Origin of the sequence: Chlorogloeopsis fritschii PCC 6912, assembly GCF_000317285.1 — a bacterium.
Lineage (GTDB): Bacteria > Cyanobacteriota > Cyanobacteriia > Cyanobacteriales > Nostocaceae > Chlorogloeopsis > Chlorogloeopsis fritschii.
Window position 1 is genome coordinate 34,964 of record NZ_AJLN01000109.1, and the last position, 20,807, is coordinate 55,770.

Annotated in this window: 23 protein-coding genes; 12 read left to right on the forward strand and 11 right to left on the reverse strand. The window is 40.5% G+C overall.

Features of this window, described 5'->3' with window-relative positions:
• Positions 1 to 510: 510 nt before the first annotated feature.
• From UYC_RS0123205 to UYC_RS0123215, 3 genes are all read right to left on the reverse strand, one after another.
• The gene (locus tag UYC_RS0123205) at positions 511 to 1,971 is read right to left on the reverse strand and encodes a hypothetical protein (RefSeq protein WP_016874910.1); all 1,461 of its coding nucleotides are present in this window, start codon (positions 1,969 to 1,971) and stop codon (positions 511 to 513) included.
• A gap of 191 nt (positions 1,972 to 2,162) precedes the next feature.
• Complete coding sequence (locus UYC_RS0123210; protein ID WP_016874909.1) at positions 2,163 to 3,236, reverse strand: extracellular catalytic domain type 2 short-chain-length polyhydroxyalkanoate depolymerase; 1,074 nt, start codon at positions 3,234 to 3,236, stop codon at positions 2,163 to 2,165.
• Positions 3,237 to 4,364: 1,128 nt separating this feature from the next.
• A complete protein-coding gene (locus UYC_RS0123215; protein ID WP_016874908.1) occupies positions 4,365 to 4,637 on the reverse strand; it encodes a hypothetical protein in 273 nt (90 codons plus the stop codon).
• A gap of 201 nt (positions 4,638 to 4,838) precedes the next feature.
• On the opposite strand from UYC_RS0123215, the gene phaA reads away from it, so the two are divergent.
• The 8 genes from phaA to UYC_RS39985 all read left to right on the forward strand — a co-directional run bounded on the left by phaA (position 4,839) and on the right by UYC_RS39985 (position 11,123).
• The gene (gene phaA / locus UYC_RS0123220; protein WP_016874907.1) at positions 4,839 to 6,032 is read left to right on the forward strand and encodes an acetyl-CoA acetyltransferase PhaA; all 1,194 of its coding nucleotides are present in this window, start codon (positions 4,839 to 4,841) and stop codon (positions 6,030 to 6,032) included.
• Positions 6,033 to 6,132: 100 nt separating this feature from the next.
• The gene (phaB, locus tag UYC_RS0123225) at positions 6,133 to 6,861 is read left to right on the forward strand and encodes an acetoacetyl-CoA reductase PhaB (RefSeq protein ID WP_016874906.1); all 729 of its coding nucleotides are present in this window, start codon (positions 6,133 to 6,135) and stop codon (positions 6,859 to 6,861) included.
• Between the two features lie 173 nt (positions 6,862 to 7,034).
• Positions 7,035 to 7,706, forward strand: coding sequence for a GDSL-type esterase/lipase family protein (locus UYC_RS0123230; RefSeq protein ID WP_016874905.1), 672 nt, complete (start codon positions 7,035 to 7,037; stop codon positions 7,704 to 7,706).
• A gap of 582 nt (positions 7,707 to 8,288) precedes the next feature.
• On the forward strand, positions 8,289 to 9,041 hold the full coding sequence (locus UYC_RS0123235; RefSeq protein ID WP_016874904.1) for a response regulator transcription factor: 753 nt from the start codon (positions 8,289 to 8,291) through the stop codon (positions 9,039 to 9,041).
• Positions 8,996 to 9,382, forward strand: coding sequence for an Hpt domain-containing protein (locus tag UYC_RS0123240; protein ID WP_235181630.1), 387 nt, complete (start codon positions 8,996 to 8,998; stop codon positions 9,380 to 9,382). The genes UYC_RS0123235 and UYC_RS0123240 overlap by 46 nt, the downstream gene beginning before the upstream one ends.
• A gap of 561 nt (positions 9,383 to 9,943) precedes the next feature.
• Entirely contained in the window at positions 9,944 to 10,450 is a 507-nt protein-coding gene (locus tag UYC_RS0123245) for a DUF1269 domain-containing protein (protein WP_016874902.1), read from the forward strand.
• Positions 10,451 to 10,688: 238 nt separating this feature from the next.
• Positions 10,689 to 10,925 carry a hypothetical protein gene (locus UYC_RS0123250; RefSeq protein WP_016874901.1) on the forward strand — a complete coding sequence of 79 codons (237 nt, stop codon included), beginning with the start codon at positions 10,689 to 10,691 and terminating at the stop codon, positions 10,923 to 10,925.
• A 63-nt stretch (positions 10,926 to 10,988) separates the two neighbouring features.
• Positions 10,989 to 11,123 carry a hypothetical protein gene (locus tag UYC_RS39985; protein ID WP_268743995.1) on the forward strand — a complete coding sequence of 45 codons (135 nt, stop codon included), beginning with the start codon at positions 10,989 to 10,991 and terminating at the stop codon, positions 11,121 to 11,123.
• 88 nt (positions 11,124 to 11,211) lie between these two features.
• Here UYC_RS39985 and UYC_RS0123260 read toward each other — a convergent pair whose 3' ends face one another.
• The 5 genes from UYC_RS0123260 to UYC_RS0123280 all read right to left on the reverse strand — a co-directional run bounded on the left by UYC_RS0123260 (position 11,212) and on the right by UYC_RS0123280 (position 15,791).
• A complete protein-coding gene (locus UYC_RS0123260) occupies positions 11,212 to 11,637 on the reverse strand; it encodes a KTSC domain-containing protein (protein ID WP_016874900.1) in 426 nt (141 codons plus the stop codon).
• Between the two features lie 279 nt (positions 11,638 to 11,916).
• The gene (locus tag UYC_RS0123265; protein WP_016874899.1) at positions 11,917 to 12,333 is read right to left on the reverse strand and encodes a secondary thiamine-phosphate synthase enzyme YjbQ; all 417 of its coding nucleotides are present in this window, start codon (positions 12,331 to 12,333) and stop codon (positions 11,917 to 11,919) included.
• A 93-nt stretch (positions 12,334 to 12,426) separates the two neighbouring features.
• Positions 12,427 to 13,470: a fatty acid desaturase family protein gene (locus UYC_RS0123270; protein WP_235082955.1), complete on the reverse strand. Its 1,044-nt coding sequence runs from the start codon at positions 13,468 to 13,470 to the stop codon at positions 12,427 to 12,429.
• Positions 13,471 to 14,142: 672 nt separating this feature from the next.
• A complete protein-coding gene (locus UYC_RS0123275) occupies positions 14,143 to 14,775 on the reverse strand; it encodes an exopolysaccharide biosynthesis protein (RefSeq protein ID WP_016874897.1) in 633 nt (210 codons plus the stop codon).
• 89 nt (positions 14,776 to 14,864) lie between these two features.
• Entirely contained in the window at positions 14,865 to 15,791 is a 927-nt protein-coding gene (locus UYC_RS0123280) for a lipid kinase (RefSeq protein WP_016874896.1), read from the reverse strand.
• A 728-nt stretch (positions 15,792 to 16,519) separates the two neighbouring features.
• On the opposite strand from UYC_RS0123280, the gene hemE reads away from it, so the two are divergent.
• The 4 genes from hemE (at position 16,520) to UYC_RS0123305 (ending at position 19,452) form a co-directional block, all read left to right on the forward strand.
• Entirely contained in the window at positions 16,520 to 17,575 is a 1,056-nt protein-coding gene (gene hemE, locus UYC_RS0123285) for a uroporphyrinogen decarboxylase (RefSeq protein WP_016874895.1), read from the forward strand.
• 204 nt (positions 17,576 to 17,779) lie between these two features.
• Positions 17,780 to 18,739, forward strand: a complete 960-nt coding sequence (locus UYC_RS0123290; protein ID WP_016874894.1) for an NAD-dependent epimerase/dehydratase family protein — start codon at positions 17,780 to 17,782, stop codon at positions 18,737 to 18,739.
• A gap of 330 nt (positions 18,740 to 19,069) precedes the next feature.
• Complete coding sequence (locus UYC_RS0123300) at positions 19,070 to 19,267, forward strand: hypothetical protein (protein WP_016874892.1); 198 nt, start codon at positions 19,070 to 19,072, stop codon at positions 19,265 to 19,267.
• Positions 19,264 to 19,452, forward strand: coding sequence for a hypothetical protein (locus tag UYC_RS0123305; protein WP_016874891.1), 189 nt, complete (start codon positions 19,264 to 19,266; stop codon positions 19,450 to 19,452). Before UYC_RS0123300 ends, UYC_RS0123305 begins: the two co-directional genes overlap by 4 nt.
• 136 nt (positions 19,453 to 19,588) lie before the next feature.
• Here the strand turns inward: UYC_RS0123305 and UYC_RS0123310 are convergent, their stop codons facing one another.
• The 3 genes from UYC_RS0123310 to UYC_RS0123320 are packed head-to-tail and all read right to left on the reverse strand — an operon-like array spanning position 19,589 to position 20,557.
• Positions 19,589 to 19,813 carry a toxin-antitoxin system HicB family antitoxin gene (locus tag UYC_RS0123310; protein ID WP_016874890.1) on the reverse strand — a complete coding sequence of 75 codons (225 nt, stop codon included), beginning with the start codon at positions 19,811 to 19,813 and terminating at the stop codon, positions 19,589 to 19,591.
• 6 nt (positions 19,814 to 19,819) lie between these two features.
• Complete coding sequence (locus UYC_RS0123315; RefSeq protein WP_016874889.1) at positions 19,820 to 20,242, reverse strand: putative toxin-antitoxin system toxin component, PIN family; 423 nt, start codon at positions 20,240 to 20,242, stop codon at positions 19,820 to 19,822.
• A 60-nt stretch (positions 20,243 to 20,302) separates the two neighbouring features.
• The gene (locus tag UYC_RS0123320) at positions 20,303 to 20,557 is read right to left on the reverse strand and encodes a pentapeptide repeat-containing protein (protein ID WP_016874888.1); all 255 of its coding nucleotides are present in this window, start codon (positions 20,555 to 20,557) and stop codon (positions 20,303 to 20,305) included.
• Between the last annotated feature and the right edge of the window lie 250 nt (positions 20,558 to 20,807).

Here is a 20,807-nt window from a genome sequence, read left to right on the forward strand (position 1 = left end):
TTTTCTAAAAATTTTTCTACAAAATGTTAAGTCAACAATAGTATCAAATCACTATGATTCACTAGATTCCACTTCACAAATGTCATTAGATTTACCTAAACATTATTAAAAAACCAGTGCCAGCAAAAAACAAATGCTCTGTTAATTGAATTTGCGGCATAAGTTTCTAAAAAAAAGAATGTATAAATTTCTACTATGAGTTTATGTTTTCTGGATTTGTGATGAATTATTTCCTTATTCAAATTAAACAAAATTTAAATTTCTTTTTACCATTAATTAACAGTATTGTATATGTTTATTAATTAGATATTCAGTTTTAATGACTGAAATAATTTCATGAGAAATACTAATGAATTATATACAGAAAGACAAATATTCTTATTGATGAATATTCATTTAATTGGTAATGAAAATCAATATAGCCTGACGACGATCCGACAGCAAATTATCCTCAGGAGAGAAAACTCCTGAGGTTTTTAGACCTATTAACCAAACTTTTAAATTTGATATCTACCGTGCTGTCTTCTGCATTAATTTGAAATAGTTATCCCAAAATTGTTTTTGGGTTTCCACTCCTAATTTGCTTGCTACCTCTTGAGCTTTGAAAGTTGTATTCACCAGTTCTCGTTGAAAATTGAGAGTTTTCTGGAAAGTATCAGATAAATTGACTCGGCTCTTTCCATTAGGAAGGCTATTAACCCAGGTGTAAATCAGCTTTTTTTGTGACTCGCTCAACTGCTTTTGGAATTCATCCCAGATATCAGTCAGTTTTTTCTGAGATTCTTGGTAAATTTCAGCCTTGAGTGGTTTATAGATGAACTCATGCCAGTATTGACCTGCCCGCGAATCGAAGTTCTTCTCTGGGCAACGCATAAATAAATGCAAGCACTTAGCAGATTTACCAGGTAATAACTGCCAGGAGAACCGCCTGTCATTCACATCATGAGGATAGGTCACTGAGTCCACATGAACATCTGTTGCAAATCCGTATCCAGCATATGGTTCAAAAGAGGAACCCACGGCAAACCAATCAGGTACATTAGGATTCTGATAAATTTGCGGCTGCTGGCTCATGTCCATGTAGGCATAGTAGCGAGCTGCAAATTCGAGGTTGATGGCATCTGTGGCAGCATGATTTCCATCCTGCTCTCCCTTGGGCTTTCCTTTGACGAACAGTTCTTCTATCAAATAGTCTGCATCGGCGTAGAGGCTAATGACACGATACAGTTGGCACGTTAGATGACGTTCCTTACCCGTATTGGGTTCTAAGTCATTATAATCGAATGGTTCTGAGGCAATGGTAATGCTGGCTCGCATTGGCCCGCTAGAGTGGGAGACAAGTCGGTAGGAGCGATCATACAAACTAACCTGGTAGGAAGGCGATTCTGAATAAGGAAGTTCCATCAGCTGAATTTGATCTACCTGCATACAGCGCTTTTCCGGATCTTGGTTTAGCCATTCACCCATCGCTGCTTGGAACTGATCGAGGATTTCTTGGTGGTCAAGCTGGACGCTGGTGGCTGAACCAGCAAACCAATTTCGACCGTCATTCTCTGGTGCAGGGACTAGATTAAACCAGATGATCAATCGGCTGTTCACTAATCTGACTCCACGCTCTTGCCCATCCGCTCCGTAGACTACCTCCAGGGATGGCTTGCCCAATTCGTCGTGAGGAATGGGCTTACCACGGTCAACCTTAACAAAAGCTGAGGTAATCGAGTAATCTTCCGAGCCAGATGGAATCGCTTCAGCAAGCGAAAACACTAGGGTATCGCGAGATGGATCTTCTGGATCAACCCGGTCAATCTGCGCCAATAAGGGTGTGCTTGCGGGATCGCTCAAATCGCTTAATACAAGTTCTTCTGGTGGGATCTGGAACTGCTGATATATCGGCTGCCAAGGCATAATGACATGACCGCCTCGCCAGTAATTTGAAGGGTTGAAAACAGCTAGTAGGTTAGAGGATGGCATGAGATATCTCCAGAAATCCTCAAAGGTTTGCTATGACTTGGCTTGGGAAGATTTATTAGATTTGATGATAGCTGTGATGCTTGAGTGCCTACAATCCAGTTATTAAGTTAATGGTTAACTGCTCCTAATCTAGTGATCCCCTAGAGTGATTTTCTCTGTCTTAAGGATGAATGACACTAAGCGATCGCGCCCTAGCCATTACTTAACTTATCAACCATCTTCATGATGGCAGAAGCCTGAATACTATTCTTGAAAGCATATTCGCCGTTAGTGTAGCCCCACCAGTCCCAGCAACCTTTTGGATTCTTGAGTCTCATTCGGTGAGCTTGAGGATAAAGCACGACTATGTTGTTGCTATCAGCCCATTGGTTATAACCAGTGTGAGCATAATATTCGTCACCAATATCCTCATAGGACTGTTCACAGCCATGCAGGGCAATATGCAGCCTGCAAGCCTCACCATTAGCGCAAGTTTGAGGGATGTAGACATAACCTTTTTGAGCCATGCCATGAGCGCGTGGATTTTGTACAAACTTATCTTGCTTAAACTCAATCAACTGCCCGCTAAGAGTCTTTGCCGGCGGGTTTAAGTTGCCGAGCAAGTGTCTAAGGATGTTTCCAGCCTGATCATAGTCGCAATCGTTGATAAATGGCGACTGGCTAAGGCTGCACTGCTTCCCCCAATCGGGAGTAATGAAGCCATGCCCAGCTGGAATATTCTTAATGTATTCGATGTTATGATTCCGAACGCCAAGTGCTTTATAGAATTTCTGAGTAGCATCCATCACTGGGGTGTAGACAGTGAAATCCATCGCACCGCTGAAAAGATAGACGCTATCGTCACTTAGGTTAGATACGGGATCGGTTTTACCTTCATTGGAGAACTTCCGTGCCAAAGTTGCCAGTTCTCTTCCATTCGGCGGCTTGAGAGGGTTAGCGGCGATTGGGATCGGTTTCATGCAGGTGGTTAGCGCTTTTGTTAGGTTGCCCTGAGCGCAGTAAAATGGCCCGCCAGCAACTACACCAGCCCCTTGGATGCGGTTTGAGAAAGCTGTATGCATCTGTACCGCCATAAATGCGCCCGACGATAAACCAGAAACGGTGATATTGTTTCCATCTATGTTGAGCGATCGCAACTCTTGTGCGTTGACAGGTTGCACAAGCATTAATGCCCAGCCGAGTGCAGTCGTCAAGATAACTAACACAAGCGCACCCAATATAGCTTTTAGGCGTTGTAGAAAAGAAGTTCCGACTTCATTAAACATTTTTATACTTTGTAGTTAGCAACAAAAATAATGAACCTACAGAGCTTAATTTCTAAATTATCTGAATTATTTGCTTTATTTTCTGAAAATCTGGGATTATTCAGCCACCTAAATTCATTACGAAGTGACTGTGATTCTTGGTCTACGCATCACCGCCTGGTTATACAACTTAATCAATAGCAAATCTTTTATTTACCAAGATTTAATTTTAGCGATCGGGTTTAGCATCCAAATCAATTAAGCTTGTGCTCTAGTCCCTGAAACAACGACCTTTCATAGTGTATATTAACTTTAGTTTGTACAGTACCTCACTCTAAATTATGTTCCAAGTTTATGGTTCGATAATATGGATGAGTTCAATTTATGTCCCTATTTAACTTAAATCACAGTTGAGTAATCACTCAATTCCCTTTTTTTATAGGCATTTAGGTTAATATCCAAGGCTTTAATAATCTTGTTAACTTAGCTTTGTTGATAATCTTGAATGTATATTCTTCCTTAAGATAGAGGATAAAACCAATTGATTAGCTCAATATAATTCTTAAGATAGATAAACTTAAGACTAAGCTAAAAAAACAGCTAAATCGCTGTAATAACTGTATACCCCAATACAGACTTAGTCTGAGACATCTATATGATATTGGAAAAGTTGCTCCGTATCCATTTTTATTTTAGTCCTTGACCTTTTTCAATTTAGGCTTCATGGGCAATTGCCCACAAAGTTAGTGATGAAAATATTGATTCTTCCGTTTTCTCAATTCTCTTGAGTGACTAATTTTTGGATAAGAGAATATGTGGATTTTGCTCTAATTAAGTAGGTGTTAATAATCATAATTAGTTTGTAGTAGCGCTTGAGCGCTCTAGACGCGTAGAGGCTTCTCGCAGAGTAGCGTCAATACAAGATAAATATAGAGATTTTGCTTTTCGTTACATAGCTTGTTTTTTCTCGCCAACTTACTTAATAATTATGAAGGTATTAAATGAAGGTATTAAAAAGCCCCCAATAAAATAAATTTATTTAGGGGCTGATGAAATTTAGAGTATCCTCAAAAGGAAGCGATTGCACAGTTTAATTTTTTCTCTCCTTGACAAGCATACTCTAGCAGAAAATCTACTGAGTTTATTCGTTTAATAGCTGTACCAGTTACGTAAAACGTTGAAATATCCCTGCAAGAATTGCTTCTGGGTATCTATATACATACGGCTTAATTGAGCCTGTACTTCCAAAGAATTAGTCAGTAAAGATTCTTGAAAACTCAAAGCTTTGTTGAAATTATCACGATAACTTGACATACTAAAGCTTTGAGTTCCAGGAAACATAGATGACCAATTTTCAAAAGAAGCCCTTTGGAAATCATTCATTTGTCTCAAGAATTGTTCAGAGGTCGTATACCAATCCATTTTTCAACTCCTTTGACTTAATAGTTACATACATAAAACAATTATGCTAAAGATTTATGTGAATAATCATTTAATTAAATAATGTAATAAATTAAAATTTACACTATTTCTAATGCTTTTTCTAAGATTCTAATTGAATTTTTCATGTATAAAGGGAAGTGAACAAATGCAAATAGTTAACATAGAACTTTTCATAAAAGTATGGAACAAGCCTATATAATTTCAGCAGTACGCACACCACTTGGTCGCTTCGGAGGAACTCTTGCAAATTTCTCCCCGATAGACTTAGGTGCCAAAGCTATGCGTGCCGCCCTAGAAACAGCGGGAGTATCTGGGGAATTGGTAGACTTGTACGTATTTGGCAATGTACTCCGATCTGGTCACGGGCAGTTATTGCCCCGGCAAGCAGCTTTTAAGGCTGGAATTCCAGAAACAGCAAACGGATATGCAGTAGATATGGTGTGTTCGTCAGGAATGATCGGCGTGATGAATGCAACCTTAGCAATTCGCTCAGGTGAAGCAGACATCGTACTTGCTGGGGGAATGGAATCCATGTCTCAGGCAGGCTTTTCTCTCTCACATAGAGCTAGGTGGGGCTATAAGTTTCTCTTAGGCGCACCAGAACAGTTAACAGATATCTTGCTCCGTGACGGCTTGAGTGATGGAACAACAGGCGAAGGTATGGGAGAGCAAACAGAGCGGATCGCACAAATTCATGGATTTGCCCGTAAAGATTTGGATGAGATTGCACTCAACTCCCATCAGCGTGCAGCAGCAGCAACCGAGAAAGGAATATTCAAAAAAGAGATTGTCCCGATTGAAGTAAGTACCAAAAAAGGTACACAAATAATAGATACTGATGAGGGAATTCGTGCAGATACATCACTAGAGGCTTTAGCCAAACTACGTCCTGCTTTTAACAAGGATGGTGTTCTGACTGCGGGAAATAGCAGTCAGATTAGCGATGGAGCGGCAGCGTTAATTTTAGCTAGCCAATCAGCAGTAGACAAATATGGATTGAAACCGATCGCCAAAGTGATTGGTAGCAGTTGGCAAGGTGGCGAAACTTGGCGGTTTGTGGAAATACCTGTCTTAGCGGTGAAAAAGCTACTAGACAAACTTAATCTCAAAATTTCTGATTTTGATTTGTTCGAGAATAACGAGGCTTTCGCGGTGAACTCGTTACTTTTCCATCATCTGTTGGGAATACCTCTGGAGAGGTTGAATGTTAACGGAGGAGCGATCGCCTTAGGACATCCCATTGGCGCTTCTGGAGCGCGAATTCTTGTGACATTGCTCAATGCTTTGGAACAAGAAGATGGGCAACTAGGATTGGCAGCAATCTGTCATGGTACTGGTGGCGGTACTGCGATCGCGATCGAACGGTTGAAGTAACAGAGCAGGCAGAAGTAGGAAATCTTGAAATCTTTCTTCATCTCCTACATATTTACCTGCTCTTGGTTTTGTAATACACATTCTCAATTCACTCTAGCATATGAACTATCTCAGACTTGGACTAGAAGATAAAGTCGTCTTAGTGACTGGCGGCAATCGGGGAATTGGAGCAGCGATCGTCAATCTATTAGAAGAGATGGGATCTCAAGTAGCTTACACCTATCGTAGCGATCCCAATATTGAGAGTAGTGCCTTAGCAATTCCGGCTGATGTCACCGATCCCGCAGCTATGGTAGAAGTGGTAGACAAAGTAGAACAAAAGCTTGGGCCGATTTACGGAGTTGTCGCCAACGCTGGAATAACCAGAGATAACTTTTTTCCCAAATTAGCGATCGATGATTGGGACACAGTTATAGAAACTAACTTGAAGGGAATATACAACACGCTCAAGCCCATCGTTCCCAAAATGTACGAGCGACGAGAAGGTTCAGTTGTCTGTATCAGTTCGATTTCGGGTGAGCGGGGAAACATTGGTCAGGTTAACTACGCAGCATCAAAAGCAGGTGCGATTGGTTTGACTAAATCTCTGGCTTTAGAGGGGGCACGTTATGGAGTGCGAGCCAATGCTGTAGCACCCGGATTTATCGAAACTGAAATGACTCAAGCAATCCCAGATAAAGTCAAAGAAAAAATCACCGCAGAGATCCCCTTGCGTCGCTTTGGCAAGCCTGAGGAAATTGCTTGGGCAGTAGTATTTTTGCTGTCACCAATAGCTAGTAGCTATGTAAGTGGAACTGTTCTTAAAGTTAACGGCGCTCATCATACTTAATGAAGGGACTGGGGACTAGAAATTTTTGATTTTTGATTTTAGATTAAGTTCCAATCCAAAATCGTTTTCTCCAAAATCCAAAATTGAATTACCCAATCACCAATACCTAATCACCAGTACCCAATCCCCGATCCCCAATCTCTGAAAAATTGCAATAGCTCAGAGGAGAGAAGATGAATACTTTAGCAGTTCCTCAACAAACTCGCCTTGGTCTGAAAGTGATTGCTCTTGGTGATAGCCTCATTTATGGCTTTGGCGATCCGATTGGTGGTGGTTGGATAGAGCAACTGCGACGCCGATGGATGAGTGCCGAGCATTCCAGTCATGCCCTTTATAATTTGGGCATTCGAGGAAATGGAGTGGCTCAGGTTCAAGCACGATTAGAGCAAGAATTTCGCCGACGGGGTGAATTGCGAAATCGTTTTCCAGACTTGATCGTTCTTTCTGTGGGAGTTAATGACTCAGCTCGCTTAGGACGTTCAGATGGACGTTCAGTTACTGAATTTATGCAGTTTCAAGCACAGCTAGCTAACTTATTAGATCAGGCACGGCAGTTGTGTAATGTTGTGTTTGTGGGCATGGTGCCGGTAGATGAAAGTAAGATGCCCTTTATGAACTGTTTTTATTACAATCATGCCGATCAGTACCACTATAAGGAAGCAACTAAGTTGGCTTGTGCAGCACGCCAGATTCCTTATCTAGATGTTTTTGACCTTTGGTTAGCAAGAGGTACAAACTGGGTGCGATCGCATCTTTGTTCTGATGGACTGCATCCTAATTTCCAGGGCTACCAAGCCTTATTACAAGATGTAATTAATTGGGAGCCGATCGCACAACTAGGGTAATGGTTCATTGACAATCATCTTTTCTAGGTTGCAAAAACTTTGGTAAGAAGAAGAATCCAGAATTCAGAATTCAGAATGAAGAATTGATTCTGGCTTCTGGCTTCTGGCTTCTATTTAGATTAAGTATTTTTCATTTGCTTGTAATACACTAGTTTAATTTTAAAATTAACTATAAGCTTCGTCTTAGTATATGCCTTAAGTTATAAATTTTAGTTGACTGTATTAGTTTCAATTAAAATTTGAGTAAAATAATAATTGTCATATCTTTTCTTTATAAAATTTTAATATTTGCCGATCCCCAGTTTTTATATGCTTAGAAACAGGAATAAATTACTGTTTTAGTAAAGTTTACTAATATCAAAAACATCAACAAACAAAGTTAACTTTTACAAACTAAACGTTTAGTTACTGTTAGTTTGCAAGTTTAGCTTCACTGAACTAATAGGCTAGCTTACCCAGGGTTAGTCTTACTTTGCTGTGTTAACCATTTGTTACCATCCTAATTAATAGCAATGAAAGACAATAGCAAAGGTAGCCCCCATAGACTCTACTTTCAAGTTGGGTAAAGAAGGGGGTTTCACCATGAAGATTCTTCTGATTGAAGACGACCAAAATATTAGCGCATTGCTCTCAACTACTCTGTCTGCCCATTCTTATGTCGTCGATGCGATCGCAGATGGATTAGCAGGATTAGATCTAGCAACTCAATGGAGTTACGACCTAATCCTATTAGATGTTTTGCTGCCAACGTTAAATGGAATTGAAGTTTGTCGTCGCCTCCGCGCTCAAGACTGCCAAACTCCAATTTTGATGCTAACCGTGAAAGACTCAAACGAGGATGTCGTTGTTGGATTGGATGCTGGCGCTGATGATTATGTAGCCAAATCTTGCGACTTGTCCCAATTATTGGCACGCGTGCGAGCGCTGTTACGGCGTAGACGCAGTGGAAGTATTTCTTTATCTCCAGTATTGACTTGGGGGCAACTTCGCCTCGATCCAGTTTCAGCTCAGGTCACTTATAATCAAAAAGCGATTCCTCTGCGTCCGAAAGAATATAATCTGCTAGAATTATTTCTCCGCAACCCCCAACGCCTTCTCAGCCGTACAGTAATTATTGATCGCCTATGGTCGATCGAGCAAACTCCTGTTGAAGGTTCTGTCACCAATTTGATCAAAGACTTGCGACATCGGTTAAAGTCTGCTGGTATGGAACCTGACTTAATTGAAACAGTTTATGGATTGGGATATCGGTTAAAGGTAGCACCGGAACAGGATAGGGGAACACGACGGTGCAAAGAATTAGAGAATCGCTTCAAGCAGGCAATTTTAGTTTGAAGCAACAGGAAACCGCACGTCAAGCAGCACACCATCTAGCAGGTAGATTAGGAATGTTTGGCTATGTCAAAGCTTCAAAGGTTGCAAAAGCCATTGAACGGTTATTGGAAAGCACGTTGAGCCAGGAAACACTATTAGCAAATCAGTTGGCGCAATTGCTCAAGGAGTTGGATCAAGAAATCGCTAAAATGTCAACCAAAGTACCGATCGCGCAGAAGTTAATTTTACCATTTACCATCATTTCACTACCCACAATAACTTGGATATTCGACGCGATCGCATCTAAAGAAGAGCTGCGGTGGGAACGTCAAAGCAAAACTTGTATGAAGAGTATCGCTTGAGGTTGGAATTGATAAAAATATCTTTTCATATCAGTTTCATATTTTCTTGTTCTAATCTAAAAGAGCAAATCATCTCAGTAACTTTTATATTCCGCCATATTCTGTAACGATTCATCCAAAATCAATCGTGTTGGGATGGCGATAAATTTTTTAAAGCAAGCCATATAAAAGCTACATGAGCATGATTATACTTCTGCACAGATCTACGTTAGCGATCGCCAAAGACGTGTTAGAAGAACCGTAACAAATAAGACTTAAAAGATTATTTTTAGGTCGAAATAATACTCAAGCAGCTGCTTAAAAACTCACTCAAATGAAAGAGGTTCCCTTCTTAATAACAAAGGGGGCATTATTCATGTCTGCTAAATCAATTCTGTCAATTGAGCACAAAGCTAACCTGTCTGAGTAAGTTTGGCGGTTGGAAAGTCACTCTATTGAACTCAATTCCTCTGTTCTAACTACCTAAGCCTGTTGTCTGCTGGAGAGTTTCTAATCTGAGTAGCCGGATTCGCTAGTTAGAAAGCACCGAAAACGAAAATTAAATTACGAGGATTTTTAAAGATGTCAACATTAACCGTTTGGAAATTCAATACCGCTGATGGCGCAGATCATGCATTGAATAAGCTAGAAGACTTGCAAAAACAGCAATTAATTCAAGTTCTGGATGCCGCAATTGTATCTTGGCCACGAGGACGGCAGCGTCCTAAAACCTATCAAGCAATGAATACTATGGGAGCAGGCGCACTGGGTGGTGCATTCTGGGGACTATTGTTTGGTCTGATTTTTTTTGCCCCTTTGTTAGGGGTAATAGTGGGTGCTACAGCGGGCGCAATTTCAGGTCGATTAACTGACTACGGCATTAATGACAGTTTCATCAAAGATCTGCAAAGCAAAGTAACAGAAGGAACATCTGCTCTATTTTTGTTAACAGGTCAAGTCACGCTCGACAAAGTGGAAGCGGCTTTCGCCCAAGAAGAAAAAGGCGAATTAATTCAATCAAACCTATCCACCGAGCAAGAGGCAAAGCTGCGGGAAGACTTTGGCGCAGAAGTAGGCGCGCAAGTATAAATCAGCAAGTTCAGTAGATAGCAAATTGTTGAGGAAAGGAGCAAACTCAGGCTAAGGCTGAGATATCCTCTCCTCCTCCATCATCTGCAACTTCTGCCTTGACCTATGAAACCACTCTGGAAGCAGCCCTCAATTGCCTGGTGAAATTTGTAGAGTGAGAGATCTGCACACAGAGATGCTGTTGTGAGCTACCAGTTGTGGTAACAAGGTCGTCTTTGCAATCACTGAAGCCTGGCAATTGGCACAGGAAGGTCGGGGAAAATTGCTGTTGATTGAAAAGAACTATCATGTGCCCGCGATCGTTACTGAAGACGGCAGGCTGGAGTTGGTGGATCACTCTGGTGGTATAGAGGTCATGGATGATACCGTGGATGAAATTATCGAAGTCGTGTTGGCTAAGGGAGGAAAAGTTGCAATTGTGGATGATGGAGCACTATCCGAGCATCAAAACATTGCATTAATTTTGCGGTACTAAGATCCTTGCTTCGTTGGTTAAGTGGGTACCAATATTGGGATATTGTCACTGCCACAAAGGATCATGGCTAATCTCAATCCAGCAAAGATGTCGGGCACAGCGATCGCCGTTGAAGGGATTTTTACTATCATCATGGCGTTTACTAACCGAGCAGGTCACAGAATGTCTTGGCTGGTAGCATTCACAAATGGGCAATAATTGAGTAAAAATAAAGAAAAGGCTAACTACTAATGACTGTTCACCATTAATAATTAGCCAGAGCACCAGGAACGCTTACAAGAGGTAATTAACAGTCATGGTCAACATCTATACGGTCATACTGATATTTACCTCTAAATTTTTTATTGAAAAATCTACCAGCTGAACCAGTCTCCTGTAAATCTTGACACGTGTTTTTCTCTACTCCCGTGTACTGAGATACCGTCTGACTGGGAAACTCAACTTGTAAAATTTTGTTACTGCCCTCATATCTAAGTGCATTCACCATCGGTGATTTCACCGGAAACACGGCAATTGAATCTGCGAATGGGGGTTTAGCTTTTGCTTGAGCTACTATTTCATTCAAATATTGCAGTCCTTCAAAAGTCTCTACTGGCAAGGAAATCTCTAAAAACTCTAGCTCTTTACCACCTAGATCTAGCAATAACTGTAAATTTCCTTGAGTATGAGCGATCGCTACTACATTGCTCAAGTCCAGCTTGGATAGTTTCATCTGTTGCTCTCCTGTAGGCAAAAGAGGTGCTATTTACAAAATCGGGAGCGGTAATTTCTGGTGCCAAAGTCAATTTATTTATCACAGTACATATGTACTATATAAGTAATCGGAAGTCAAGTGTTATGGAGAAAAAATTTAAATAATGTAAAAGGGGCTGGGTATCGGGGATTGGGGAGCGGGAAGAAGATGCGGGGACAAGGTGACGCGGGGACACGGGGAATCATGATTCACGTTCTTGCCCCCGTTCCCTGTCACCTGTCACCTGTTCCCTAGTCCCTAATCCCCATATACAGTTACTACGATTTGGCGTTGACGGGGTTTGATGTCGCATTCTAAGTGAAAAATTTGCTGCCAAGTACCCGAAATTAACCTGCTATCACGAATAGGAACCGTAATTTCTGGCCCTAACCAGGTAGCTTGCAAGTGAGAATGTCCGTTACCGTCGTGCCAAGTTTGCTCGTGTCCGTATTCCCGGCTGGGAGGAATCAACTTGTTGAGGAGTTGTGGCAAGTCTTTTTGTAATCCCGGTTCAAATTCAATTGTGCCAATTGCTGCTGTACTACCAACATTAAATACATTCACCATACCAGCCTTGATACCAGATTTTTTGATGATTTGACTGACTTTATCAGTCAGATCGTGCATATCACCATGGCCTTTAGTAGAAATCGTAATTTGCTCTTGATAAACCATATTGTCTAGCGATTATTGATTTACGTTGCTACCAAAATAGTGCCATTTGCTGACTTTAGTGCGAAGACAACTGGTGTGTTGAGTGCGATCGCATCAAGCTGGAATCATATGATGACGATTTGTTAGCTCAGATTTGTTAACTTCACCAATTAATGAGGGGTGATAACTCAACCAGTAAGCAGACTTAAAGTAACCTGGTTCCATTTGCATCAGAGGAAGATTATGCTTTTGCAACACGCCTTGAATTCGCTCAAATGCTTCTGGAAGTCGGTTAAAGGGAATATTCGGAAAAGCATGGTGAACGGCATGATAGTTCAAACCACCCATCAACCATCCAGCTAAGGAACTAGTCTTGAGATTGCGACAAGCATAGAGCTGCGTCAGTTGATGACTTGTAAACTTGCCCCAAAGAGCATAGTGTTCCAAGTGATCGCGTGTCTGTCCTATTGCTCCCATGACGCGTTCTAAAATTAACCAAAATAACAAGTAGCGTAGCAATTCTCCTTGAGAAATAACTATAGTCAGCAGAACACCGTTGATCAGAAGCATACCTGTGACATCAATCAGCAGTTGTCGGCGTATACGAGGCACTAACTTCTGGAAGTGTAGAGCTTGAATAAATGTTTTAAAAATCATCCCAAATCCGCCCAGTAAAAAAATATCGCAGATCCATTGATGTTGCACATACCATTGCAACAGAGGATGAGCTTGCTGGTACTCTTGCCAAGTCCACTGAACTCGTTCTGGATCTCTTAGATCAATTCCATTCCAGCCATGATGCAAGCGGTGTATTTCTGAATAGAGACTGTAAGGCCAAAACATTGGCCAGGTTATCAACCGAGGTATTACAGAATCAAACCACGTCCATCCTGTCAAGGTTCGATGAATCGTATCATGGGTACAGATGAACCAGAAAGCATAGAAAACTCCAGCCAATGCTGTTAGACTCACAAACAAAATTGTGTTCGATACTGACCAAGCTAATGTCACTAAACTGAGGAATATCAAACCAATTACACTGAAGCGTAGTAGCCCTGCCCAAGCATTCACCCGGTGTAAATCTGCGGTGACTTGCTGTAACTCTTGGGAGAGACTAATCGTCGAAGTCATGGTGCGATCGCCCATAACCCACCCCACCTAAAATTGTAACCTAAGTTACTTTTAGCTTAACTCTTGAAATAAATATTGCTATGTTGCGATTCTAAAATAATTTATAAACAAAATTAGTAGCTAATTGCTAATAAGTAATTACCCTTCTGACTATTAGCAATTAGCTATTAGCAATTTTTCCCAATCGTATTTTGTCTCTATTACTGAGAATAAGTACAAATTCCCATAAAAATTGGGAATGACAATGAATAAATTAATCCGGATACAGTGCTTAGAATCAAGGATAAAGAAATGGTAGATACACCCGAATTTGTAGCCTTCAGCCTCTGGCTGGGGGCTTTATTATAACATATTAAAAATTTTAATACTCTCTATCTTTGTAGAGATGAAAATTTTTGATTCATAATTAAATTTTTCCGGATGCTGAAATCAGCATTGCGGATACATAAATGGTAGATGCACCCTAATTGCTGCCCTCAGTCTTTAGCTGGGGGTTTTTTCTATACGTTTTCAAATTACTAAGTAAAAATTTTATCAAACAGAATACCCTCCGGGAAGCCGTACCTACTTCTATCCGCTTCGCGTCTACAGGAGCCAGGAGTCAGAAGCCACAATAAATTCTTCATTTTAAATTAAGCATTATATTGCTTGTATTCCAGGCTGTAAGCTAAGACTAGCAAGAGTTATTTCACACTGAATTTATCGGAATATTGCTGGTAAAAAATTAGGAGCATACCACAATAAATAACCAATCAGTGTAAATACTAAGGTAGTTAATATTGTAAAGATGTAACCAAAACACATTAGTAAACCATCTGATTCTATTGTTGCTACAGCTAACAGTAAAATACCGATGGTAGGGATGGGATTGGTAAGAGGAACTGGTGATATTAGCAACACTGCTAACCAAGAAATACAAAAGCCGTTGAAACGCCAAATAAAGCGATTATTAGCTATGCGCGTTAAACGTGGCCGAGTAATTTTTTCTAATATTTTGGTAACACGTTGCAGATTTTGCAGCAGAACTTGTGCAAAAGTACGAGGAAATTTATACCTAGAAATTTTTTTGGGTAGCCAAGGCGATCGCCTTCCTAACATCATTTGCATTGATAGTAACAAGCAAGCGCCACCAAAAGGGCCTGTTAATCCTGGTGGCATAGGAAACAAAAAGGGTAAAACTAATAATGCAATCACTAAGCTAAAGCCCCGCTCAGAGGTTTCTGCCAAAACATCTCCTATGCTCAACGGTTTATCGGCTAAACGTTGCAGCAGTAACTTGATATCTTGAGAAAATCTCAGATGAATTTGGCGTGGTGGGATTTTAGTGGTCACAATATCCTGTGTTAATAACTAAAATAAGTTCAATTTGATTATTAAAATATCAGATTGCGATTTATTCCAAGCTAAGTTTTAGTGAATATTCAAAAATAATCACCAGAAATCCCTGGGTTTCCATCTTTTTTGACTGTTGTTGATTTGATGGGGACAAATACAGCTAAAGCTTGAGGAATAACGCGGAAATGGGCAGGCGTGTAAGTTGTAATTTCACCATCGGTATTAATAGGACGTGGCTTACGGGTGTAAACTTCAATTTCTTGACCGTGGAGGGCGCGGACATTAGATTGATGAATGTGTCGCCCTTGTCGCATTGCAGGTAACAAAAGAATAATTTCCCACCAATGCTTAATCTCTAAACTGTATAAATCCAGTCTTTGGTCATCGATAGTAGCATCGGGAGCTACTGCCATACCACCACCATAATAGCGACCGTTTCCAACAGCAATTTGCACTGTTTTCACGCGTATCGATTTGTTATTCAGACGAATCTCTGCACTAAAAGGTCGAGATTCAAAAATTACTTGTAGAGCAGTAAAAGCATAAGCAAATACTCCCCAACGACGCTTAACTTCTTTAGTAAGTCGCTGAGTTATTTTTACACTCAGTCCCAAACTAGCAACATTGAAAAAGTGCTTGCCGTTTACCCATCCCAAGTCGATGTGTCGTAACTCACCCTGAGCTATCACTTTGCTAGCTTCAGGTAAGGAGTTTGGTATTCCTAAAGTTCTTGCCAAATCATTGGCAGTTCCTAAAGGTAAGATTCCCAACGGTAAATTAGTCTCTATCAATGTGTCTACTGCCGCATTGAGGCTACCATCCCCACCACCAATAATTACCAAATCAACTTGATGTTGGTATCTGCGAATCACTTCTGAAAAATCTTCAGGTTTTTTTGTGGATGCTGCAATGATCTCGAAACCTTGCTGCACAAGACAACTTATCACTTCTGGTAGACGCTTTTGCCCTTGACGAGATTGAGAATTTACTAATAGCAGTGCACGCTGACTCATGGGCATTACTCTATTATCATTTATACATGAAATTATTTAGATAATACTTACACTTAATTCAAAAATTTTCTATACTGTGCATATTTGGTAAAAAGCTTATTATTAATTTATTTTCTCTAAGATGATTATATCGGTTTCTAATTAATTTTTAGATTGTGCTTGATGTAGCTTTATATTGCTAGCTAAGAGTAAGTTTTACATAGAAAATGATTGCATTACTTAAGATATGATTGTGAATATAAAACCTGTATTTAAAATACAGACATTTATTTTAATATTATAATACAAATTCAAAGTGATATTTTTAATTACTAGAAACATATATAAAATATATACTATCTAAAATTTCAATTGTTTGAGTTTTGAATAGAGAACCAAGATTTTTATATGTCAACTATTTATAGTTAGATATTAAATTGTTTATTACTCTAAAAGCACTATGATTGTGATTAGTGAACGCAGTCGGTTTGAAAAAGACTGATAGGAATACTTACTTTTGGGGCGTTTTGTTTGAAAATAGAGTGAGAGCAAGAGGTATGATGCAGTGGCTTCTTTACACCAGAGGTTTTCCCGGAGGGTAAGTAGCCGAAGCAGCGCGTCTAAGCTCCCTTTCCCAATCCTCAATAGCCAAGTGCGATCGCATAGTTTCGTCATCTGCCTGAAAAAGGGCAAAGCTGGAATGATAAGCTAAACAATGAAATAAAAAAGAGTTTAGGATGAATTGTTAAATGGGTATTTCCTCAAACGATCCCCTACTCCTGAGGGCAGCTCGTGGTGAAGTTGTAGATCGTCCGCCTGTATGGATGATGCGGCAAGCGGGACGATATATGAAAGCTTATCGAGATTTACGGGAGAAATACCCTTCTTTTCGCGAACGCTCAGAAATACCGGAAGTCGCGATTGAAGTTTCCTTGCAGCCGTGGAGAGCTTTTCAACCAGACGGTGTGATTTTATTTTCTGACATCGTTACGCCACTGCCTGGTTTGGGCATTGACATGGATATTGCTGAAGGCAAGGGGCCGATAATTTATTCTCCCATCCGCACGCAGGAACAAATTGAGAATCTGCGTACCTTTGAACCAGAAGAGTCTTTGCCGTTTATCAAAACCATTTTGCAGGCGTTGCGCCAAGAAGTGGGCAACAAATCAACGGTATTGGGATTTGTTGGTGCGCCGTGGACTTTAGCCGCTTATGCCGTAGAAGGAAAAGGTTCCAAAACCTATTCTGTAATTAAAAATATGGCGTTTTCGCAGCCAGCGATACTGGATCAACTGTTAACCAAACTAGCAGACGCGATCGCTACCTACGTCCGCTACCAAATTGACTGTGGCGCTCAAGTTGTACAAATGTTTGATTCTTGGGCGGGGCAGTTGAGTCCTCAAGATTATGAGATTTTTGCTTTACCTTATCAAAAGCGGGTGTTTGAGCAAGTCAAAGCAACTCATCCCGATACACCCCTAATTTTATTAGTTAGCGGTAGCGCGGGCTTGCTAGAAAGAATGGCACAATCCGGTGCAGATGTGCTTACTATAGACTGGACAGTCGATATGGCAGATGCACGGGCAAGATTGGGCAAACACGTCAAAGTGCAAGGAAATCTCGATCCTGGTGTACTATTCGGCTCCAAAGAATTTATTCGCGATCGCATTCTGGATACAGTTCGCAAAGCTGGTAACAGAGGACACATTCTCAACCTCGGACATGGTGTTCTCCCAGAAACTCCAGAAGAAAATGTGGCTTTCTTTTTTGAAACTGCTAAAGGGCTGAATGCCGCAGTTGTTTGATGAGTTATAAGTTGTTGGTTGTTGGAAGACGGCAGCTATGCTGGAGGCAGCCAAAATCCAACACCCTAGAAGGGTGTCGCTATACTAACAAAGGCTGCCTCCGCAGCCTGTAAAGATTTCAGCCCACGCAGGTGGGCTTTGTTTGTTTAGCCCCAGGCTTCCAGCCTGTGGGCGTTTCTACCAACCACTAACCACTAACTACCTATGAGCCAAAAACGCATTTTAGTCACTGGTGCCAGTGGCTGTATCGGGCACTACATCAGTGAAGCTTTGATTCAAGAAACGAATCACGAGTTATATTTACTGGTTAGAAATCCTCAAAAATTACAAGTTGACACTCAAGTACGTCCTGGTATTACTGTCTTGCAAGGTGATATGCAGGAAATTGGGCAGCTTGCCGACTTGTTGAAAACAATAGATACTGCTGTGCTAACGGCAACTGCCTGGGGTGGTGCAGCTACATTTGATATTAATGTCACTAAAACATTAGAGTTACTCAGTTATCTAGATCCGGATCGGTGCGAACAAGTTATTTATTTTTCCACCGCTAGCGTTTTAGACTACAACAGTCAACCACTCAAAGAAGCAGGGGAAATCGGAACAGATTACATTAGTTCCAAGTATGAGTGTTTGATGCGGTTATCAAAATTAGCGATCGCACCTAAAGTTACTGAAGTTTTCCCTACTTTAGTTTTGGGTGGCGACAGTAATAAACCCTATTCGCACTCCACTTCAGGCATTCCCGAAATCGCAAAATATATAAATATAATTCGCTTTTTGCAAGCAGACGGTAGTTTTCACTTTATTCACGGCAGAGATATTGCTACTGTAGTGCGATATTTAATTGAAAATCCATTCCAAGAAAATGCACCACGCAAATTGGTTTTAGGACAAGCACAATTAACAGTGAACCAAGCTGTGGAAGAAGTTTGTGCTTATCTAGGCAAAAGAATTTACTTTCGCATCCCCCTGTCTTTATCATTAGCAAATTTAATAATTGCCGTATTTAATATCCGCATGGCAGCTTGGGATAGATTTTGCATGAACTATCGGCATTTTACATATCAAAGTGTCATCAATCCCGCTAGCTTTGGATTACCTAATTACTGTGCCACTATTAGTGATGTTTTGAAGATTAGTGGTGTTAAAGGTGCTACTAATTGATACTTGGGGCTGGCTTAGACTCCACGATCAAAGTGAACGCTATCATCAACAAGCTACAAAGGCTTACCAACAAGCGATCGCACTGCCAATTAATTAAATCTCCTCAGTTTGCCAATCAGCAATGAATCTGCCGTCAGGGAGAGTCAGCTTTCTGTATCCAGCAACAGTCATTTTTCGTCTCATAATTTATTTTTTGTATAAACTAATACATTTAAAAATAACCCACTCAATCTCTAGCCTACATCCTGCACGAAATGGGAAACTTGCCAGGCTTCAGCTCTGGCTACAACGAAGTTGACTAAAGTTAAGTAGACTTTCTGTATTCCCGACATGAAACAAGAAACACTTATTGCCTTATTTCGGGCATATTCACAAATACAACAAATAGCAGCAGAGTTATACGCAGCAGCAGATATAGCACTAGAAAACAATGATTTTGACGATGCAAGCTTACTTGCTAGCAGAGCCGATAAAATTTATGAAGAGCTAGAAAATCTAGACATCTTGATTTCGGAATTGGAAGAATGAAAACAATCGAAGACTTAAAAACTCGTATTAAAGAACTAGGCAGGCAAGCAGCCGAGTATAGCCAACAAGCGGCACAAGCAAGCAAAACCAACCGTGAAAAAAGTAGAAGCCTAATGCAGCAAGCCAGAGAAGCAAGCAAACGCTATCAAATTCTTATCCAAGAGTTGAAAAGACTGCAAGGTTAAACACTGTTGTTGAGTTATCCTCCACCGAAGTCGCTTTGTGTCTGCATTGCTCAACCCAGGCTAAAAGAGAGGGCGATCTATGGCACGTTTCTAAGCGATAAATAGCAGCTTTTTCGTGCTATCGCCGAAAAATCTCTTATTTTGATTCTGTGAGAGCATCAAGTTTGGCCAGTATTTTTAAGCCTTCTTCTGGATTGCTAGTTGCAGCCATTGCTTTAAATCTGGTATATGCATCAAATTCTGCTAGAGCGATGGTAGAAAGTTCTTCAATGAGCTTATTAACACTTATTCCTCTAGCTTGAGCAAGTTCTTTTAATCTAGTGTGTTTTTCATCTGGTAAACGAATAGTTAAAGTAGCCATTCTTGTTTAACTCCTAATAATTTCTTCGGGTTTTAAGATTAATAATTTAGGAAATAGTAGTTCTGCATTTTGGAAATCTTTGACATTGTTAGTGGCAATAATTTGAGCATTACCAGCTACTGCCAATTCAATTAAGTGGTTGTCAGCTTCGTCTTTTAAATTAGGTCGCCATAAATAATAGATGGAAATCCATTGACTTACACTCATAAATGATGCAAGTAAAGTAGAAATTTCTGCACTAGGTAAAGGGCATTTGATGATAATTTCTTCTCGCTGAATAACTGATTCATACTCAGCAAATAAAGCGTTTCCCATCAAAGGCTGATATTCGCCTTTCAAGCAACGTCGAATGAGTTCTCTACTCGGCCCCTTCGAGCCAATAAGCGCACTAATAAAAACGCCAGTATCAACCACAATTTTAATCGCCATAATGTTATGATAGCATATATGCTGTCATATAAGCAGAGCGACGATCGCACTGCCAATTAATTAAATCTCCTCAGTTTGCCAATCAGCAATGAATCTGCCGTCAGGGAGAGTCAGCTTTCTGTATCCAGCAAAGACAATACTTGGACGAAATCCAACTGCCCCAGTCAGCTCGACATTAATCATAGAAATCTCTCCAGAACATCCTTCGAGATTAGCATTCCGCAAGTTGGTGTCACCGATGGTGCTATCACCCAAACCAGCATTTCTCAAACTAGCTCCTTCCATGTTGCAACCTTCGAGAATTCCTTCAATCATGCGGAATCATCCAAGTTCGCTCCTGTGTGACAAGGCTAAAGTGTTGCATTAGAACCACCTGATTCATCAGGTTCAAAAACCGGATAAAGATGCTGAAGTTTTGCATTTAGTAAGCGTTTCTTGTGTAGCCCCAAGCTTTAGCTTGAGGGCGAAATAGTTGTGTGTACTTTGTCTTCTAACTCTGTTCCTTAGCTCCTAGCTTCTAGCCTCTCTTTTCAAGTGAGATATCAGTCTACAGATTGATTTCGCG

What these genes read in the sequence shown, in the direction of transcription:
- UYC_RS0123205 (WP_016874910.1), bottom strand. Translation starts at nt 1,971, where the DNA reads ATGCCATCCTCTAACCTACTAGCTGTTTTCAACCCTTCAAATTACTGG.
- UYC_RS0123210 (WP_016874909.1), bottom strand. Translation starts at nt 3,236, where the DNA reads ATGTTTAATGAAGTCGGAACTTCTTTTCTACAACGCCTAAAAGCTATA.
- UYC_RS0123215 (WP_016874908.1), bottom strand. Translation starts at nt 4,637, where the DNA reads ATGGATTGGTATACGACCTCTGAACAATTCTTGAGACAAATGAATGAT.
- phaA (WP_016874907.1), top strand. Translation starts at nt 4,839, where the DNA reads ATGGAACAAGCCTATATAATTTCAGCAGTACGCACACCACTTGGTCGC.
- phaB (WP_016874906.1), top strand. Translation starts at nt 6,133, where the DNA reads ATGAACTATCTCAGACTTGGACTAGAAGATAAAGTCGTCTTAGTGACT.
- UYC_RS0123230 (WP_016874905.1), top strand. Translation starts at nt 7,035, where the DNA reads ATGAATACTTTAGCAGTTCCTCAACAAACTCGCCTTGGTCTGAAAGTG.
- UYC_RS0123235 (WP_016874904.1), top strand. Translation starts at nt 8,289, where the DNA reads ATGAAGATTCTTCTGATTGAAGACGACCAAAATATTAGCGCATTGCTC.
- UYC_RS0123245 (WP_016874902.1), top strand. Translation starts at nt 9,944, where the DNA reads ATGTCAACATTAACCGTTTGGAAATTCAATACCGCTGATGGCGCAGAT.
- UYC_RS39985 (WP_268743995.1), top strand. Translation starts at nt 10,989, where the DNA reads ATGGCTAATCTCAATCCAGCAAAGATGTCGGGCACAGCGATCGCCGTT.
- UYC_RS0123260 (WP_016874900.1), bottom strand. Translation starts at nt 11,637, where the DNA reads ATGAAACTATCCAAGCTGGACTTGAGCAATGTAGTAGCGATCGCTCAT.
- UYC_RS0123265 (WP_016874899.1), bottom strand. Translation starts at nt 12,333, where the DNA reads ATGGTTTATCAAGAGCAAATTACGATTTCTACTAAAGGCCATGGTGAT.
- UYC_RS0123280 (WP_016874896.1), bottom strand. Translation starts at nt 15,791, where the DNA reads ATGAGTCAGCGTGCACTGCTATTAGTAAATTCTCAATCTCGTCAAGGG.
- hemE (WP_016874895.1), top strand. Translation starts at nt 16,520, where the DNA reads ATGGGTATTTCCTCAAACGATCCCCTACTCCTGAGGGCAGCTCGTGGT.
- UYC_RS0123290 (WP_016874894.1), top strand. Translation starts at nt 17,780, where the DNA reads ATGAGCCAAAAACGCATTTTAGTCACTGGTGCCAGTGGCTGTATCGGG.
- UYC_RS0123300 (WP_016874892.1), top strand. Translation starts at nt 19,070, where the DNA reads ATGAAACAAGAAACACTTATTGCCTTATTTCGGGCATATTCACAAATA.
- UYC_RS0123305 (WP_016874891.1), top strand. Translation starts at nt 19,264, where the DNA reads ATGAAAACAATCGAAGACTTAAAAACTCGTATTAAAGAACTAGGCAGG.
- UYC_RS0123310 (WP_016874890.1), bottom strand. Translation starts at nt 19,813, where the DNA reads ATGGCTACTTTAACTATTCGTTTACCAGATGAAAAACACACTAGATTA.
- UYC_RS0123315 (WP_016874889.1), bottom strand. Translation starts at nt 20,242, where the DNA reads ATGGCGATTAAAATTGTGGTTGATACTGGCGTTTTTATTAGTGCGCTT.
- UYC_RS0123320 (WP_016874888.1), bottom strand. Translation starts at nt 20,557, where the DNA reads ATGATTGAAGGAATTCTCGAAGGTTGCAACATGGAAGGAGCTAGTTTG.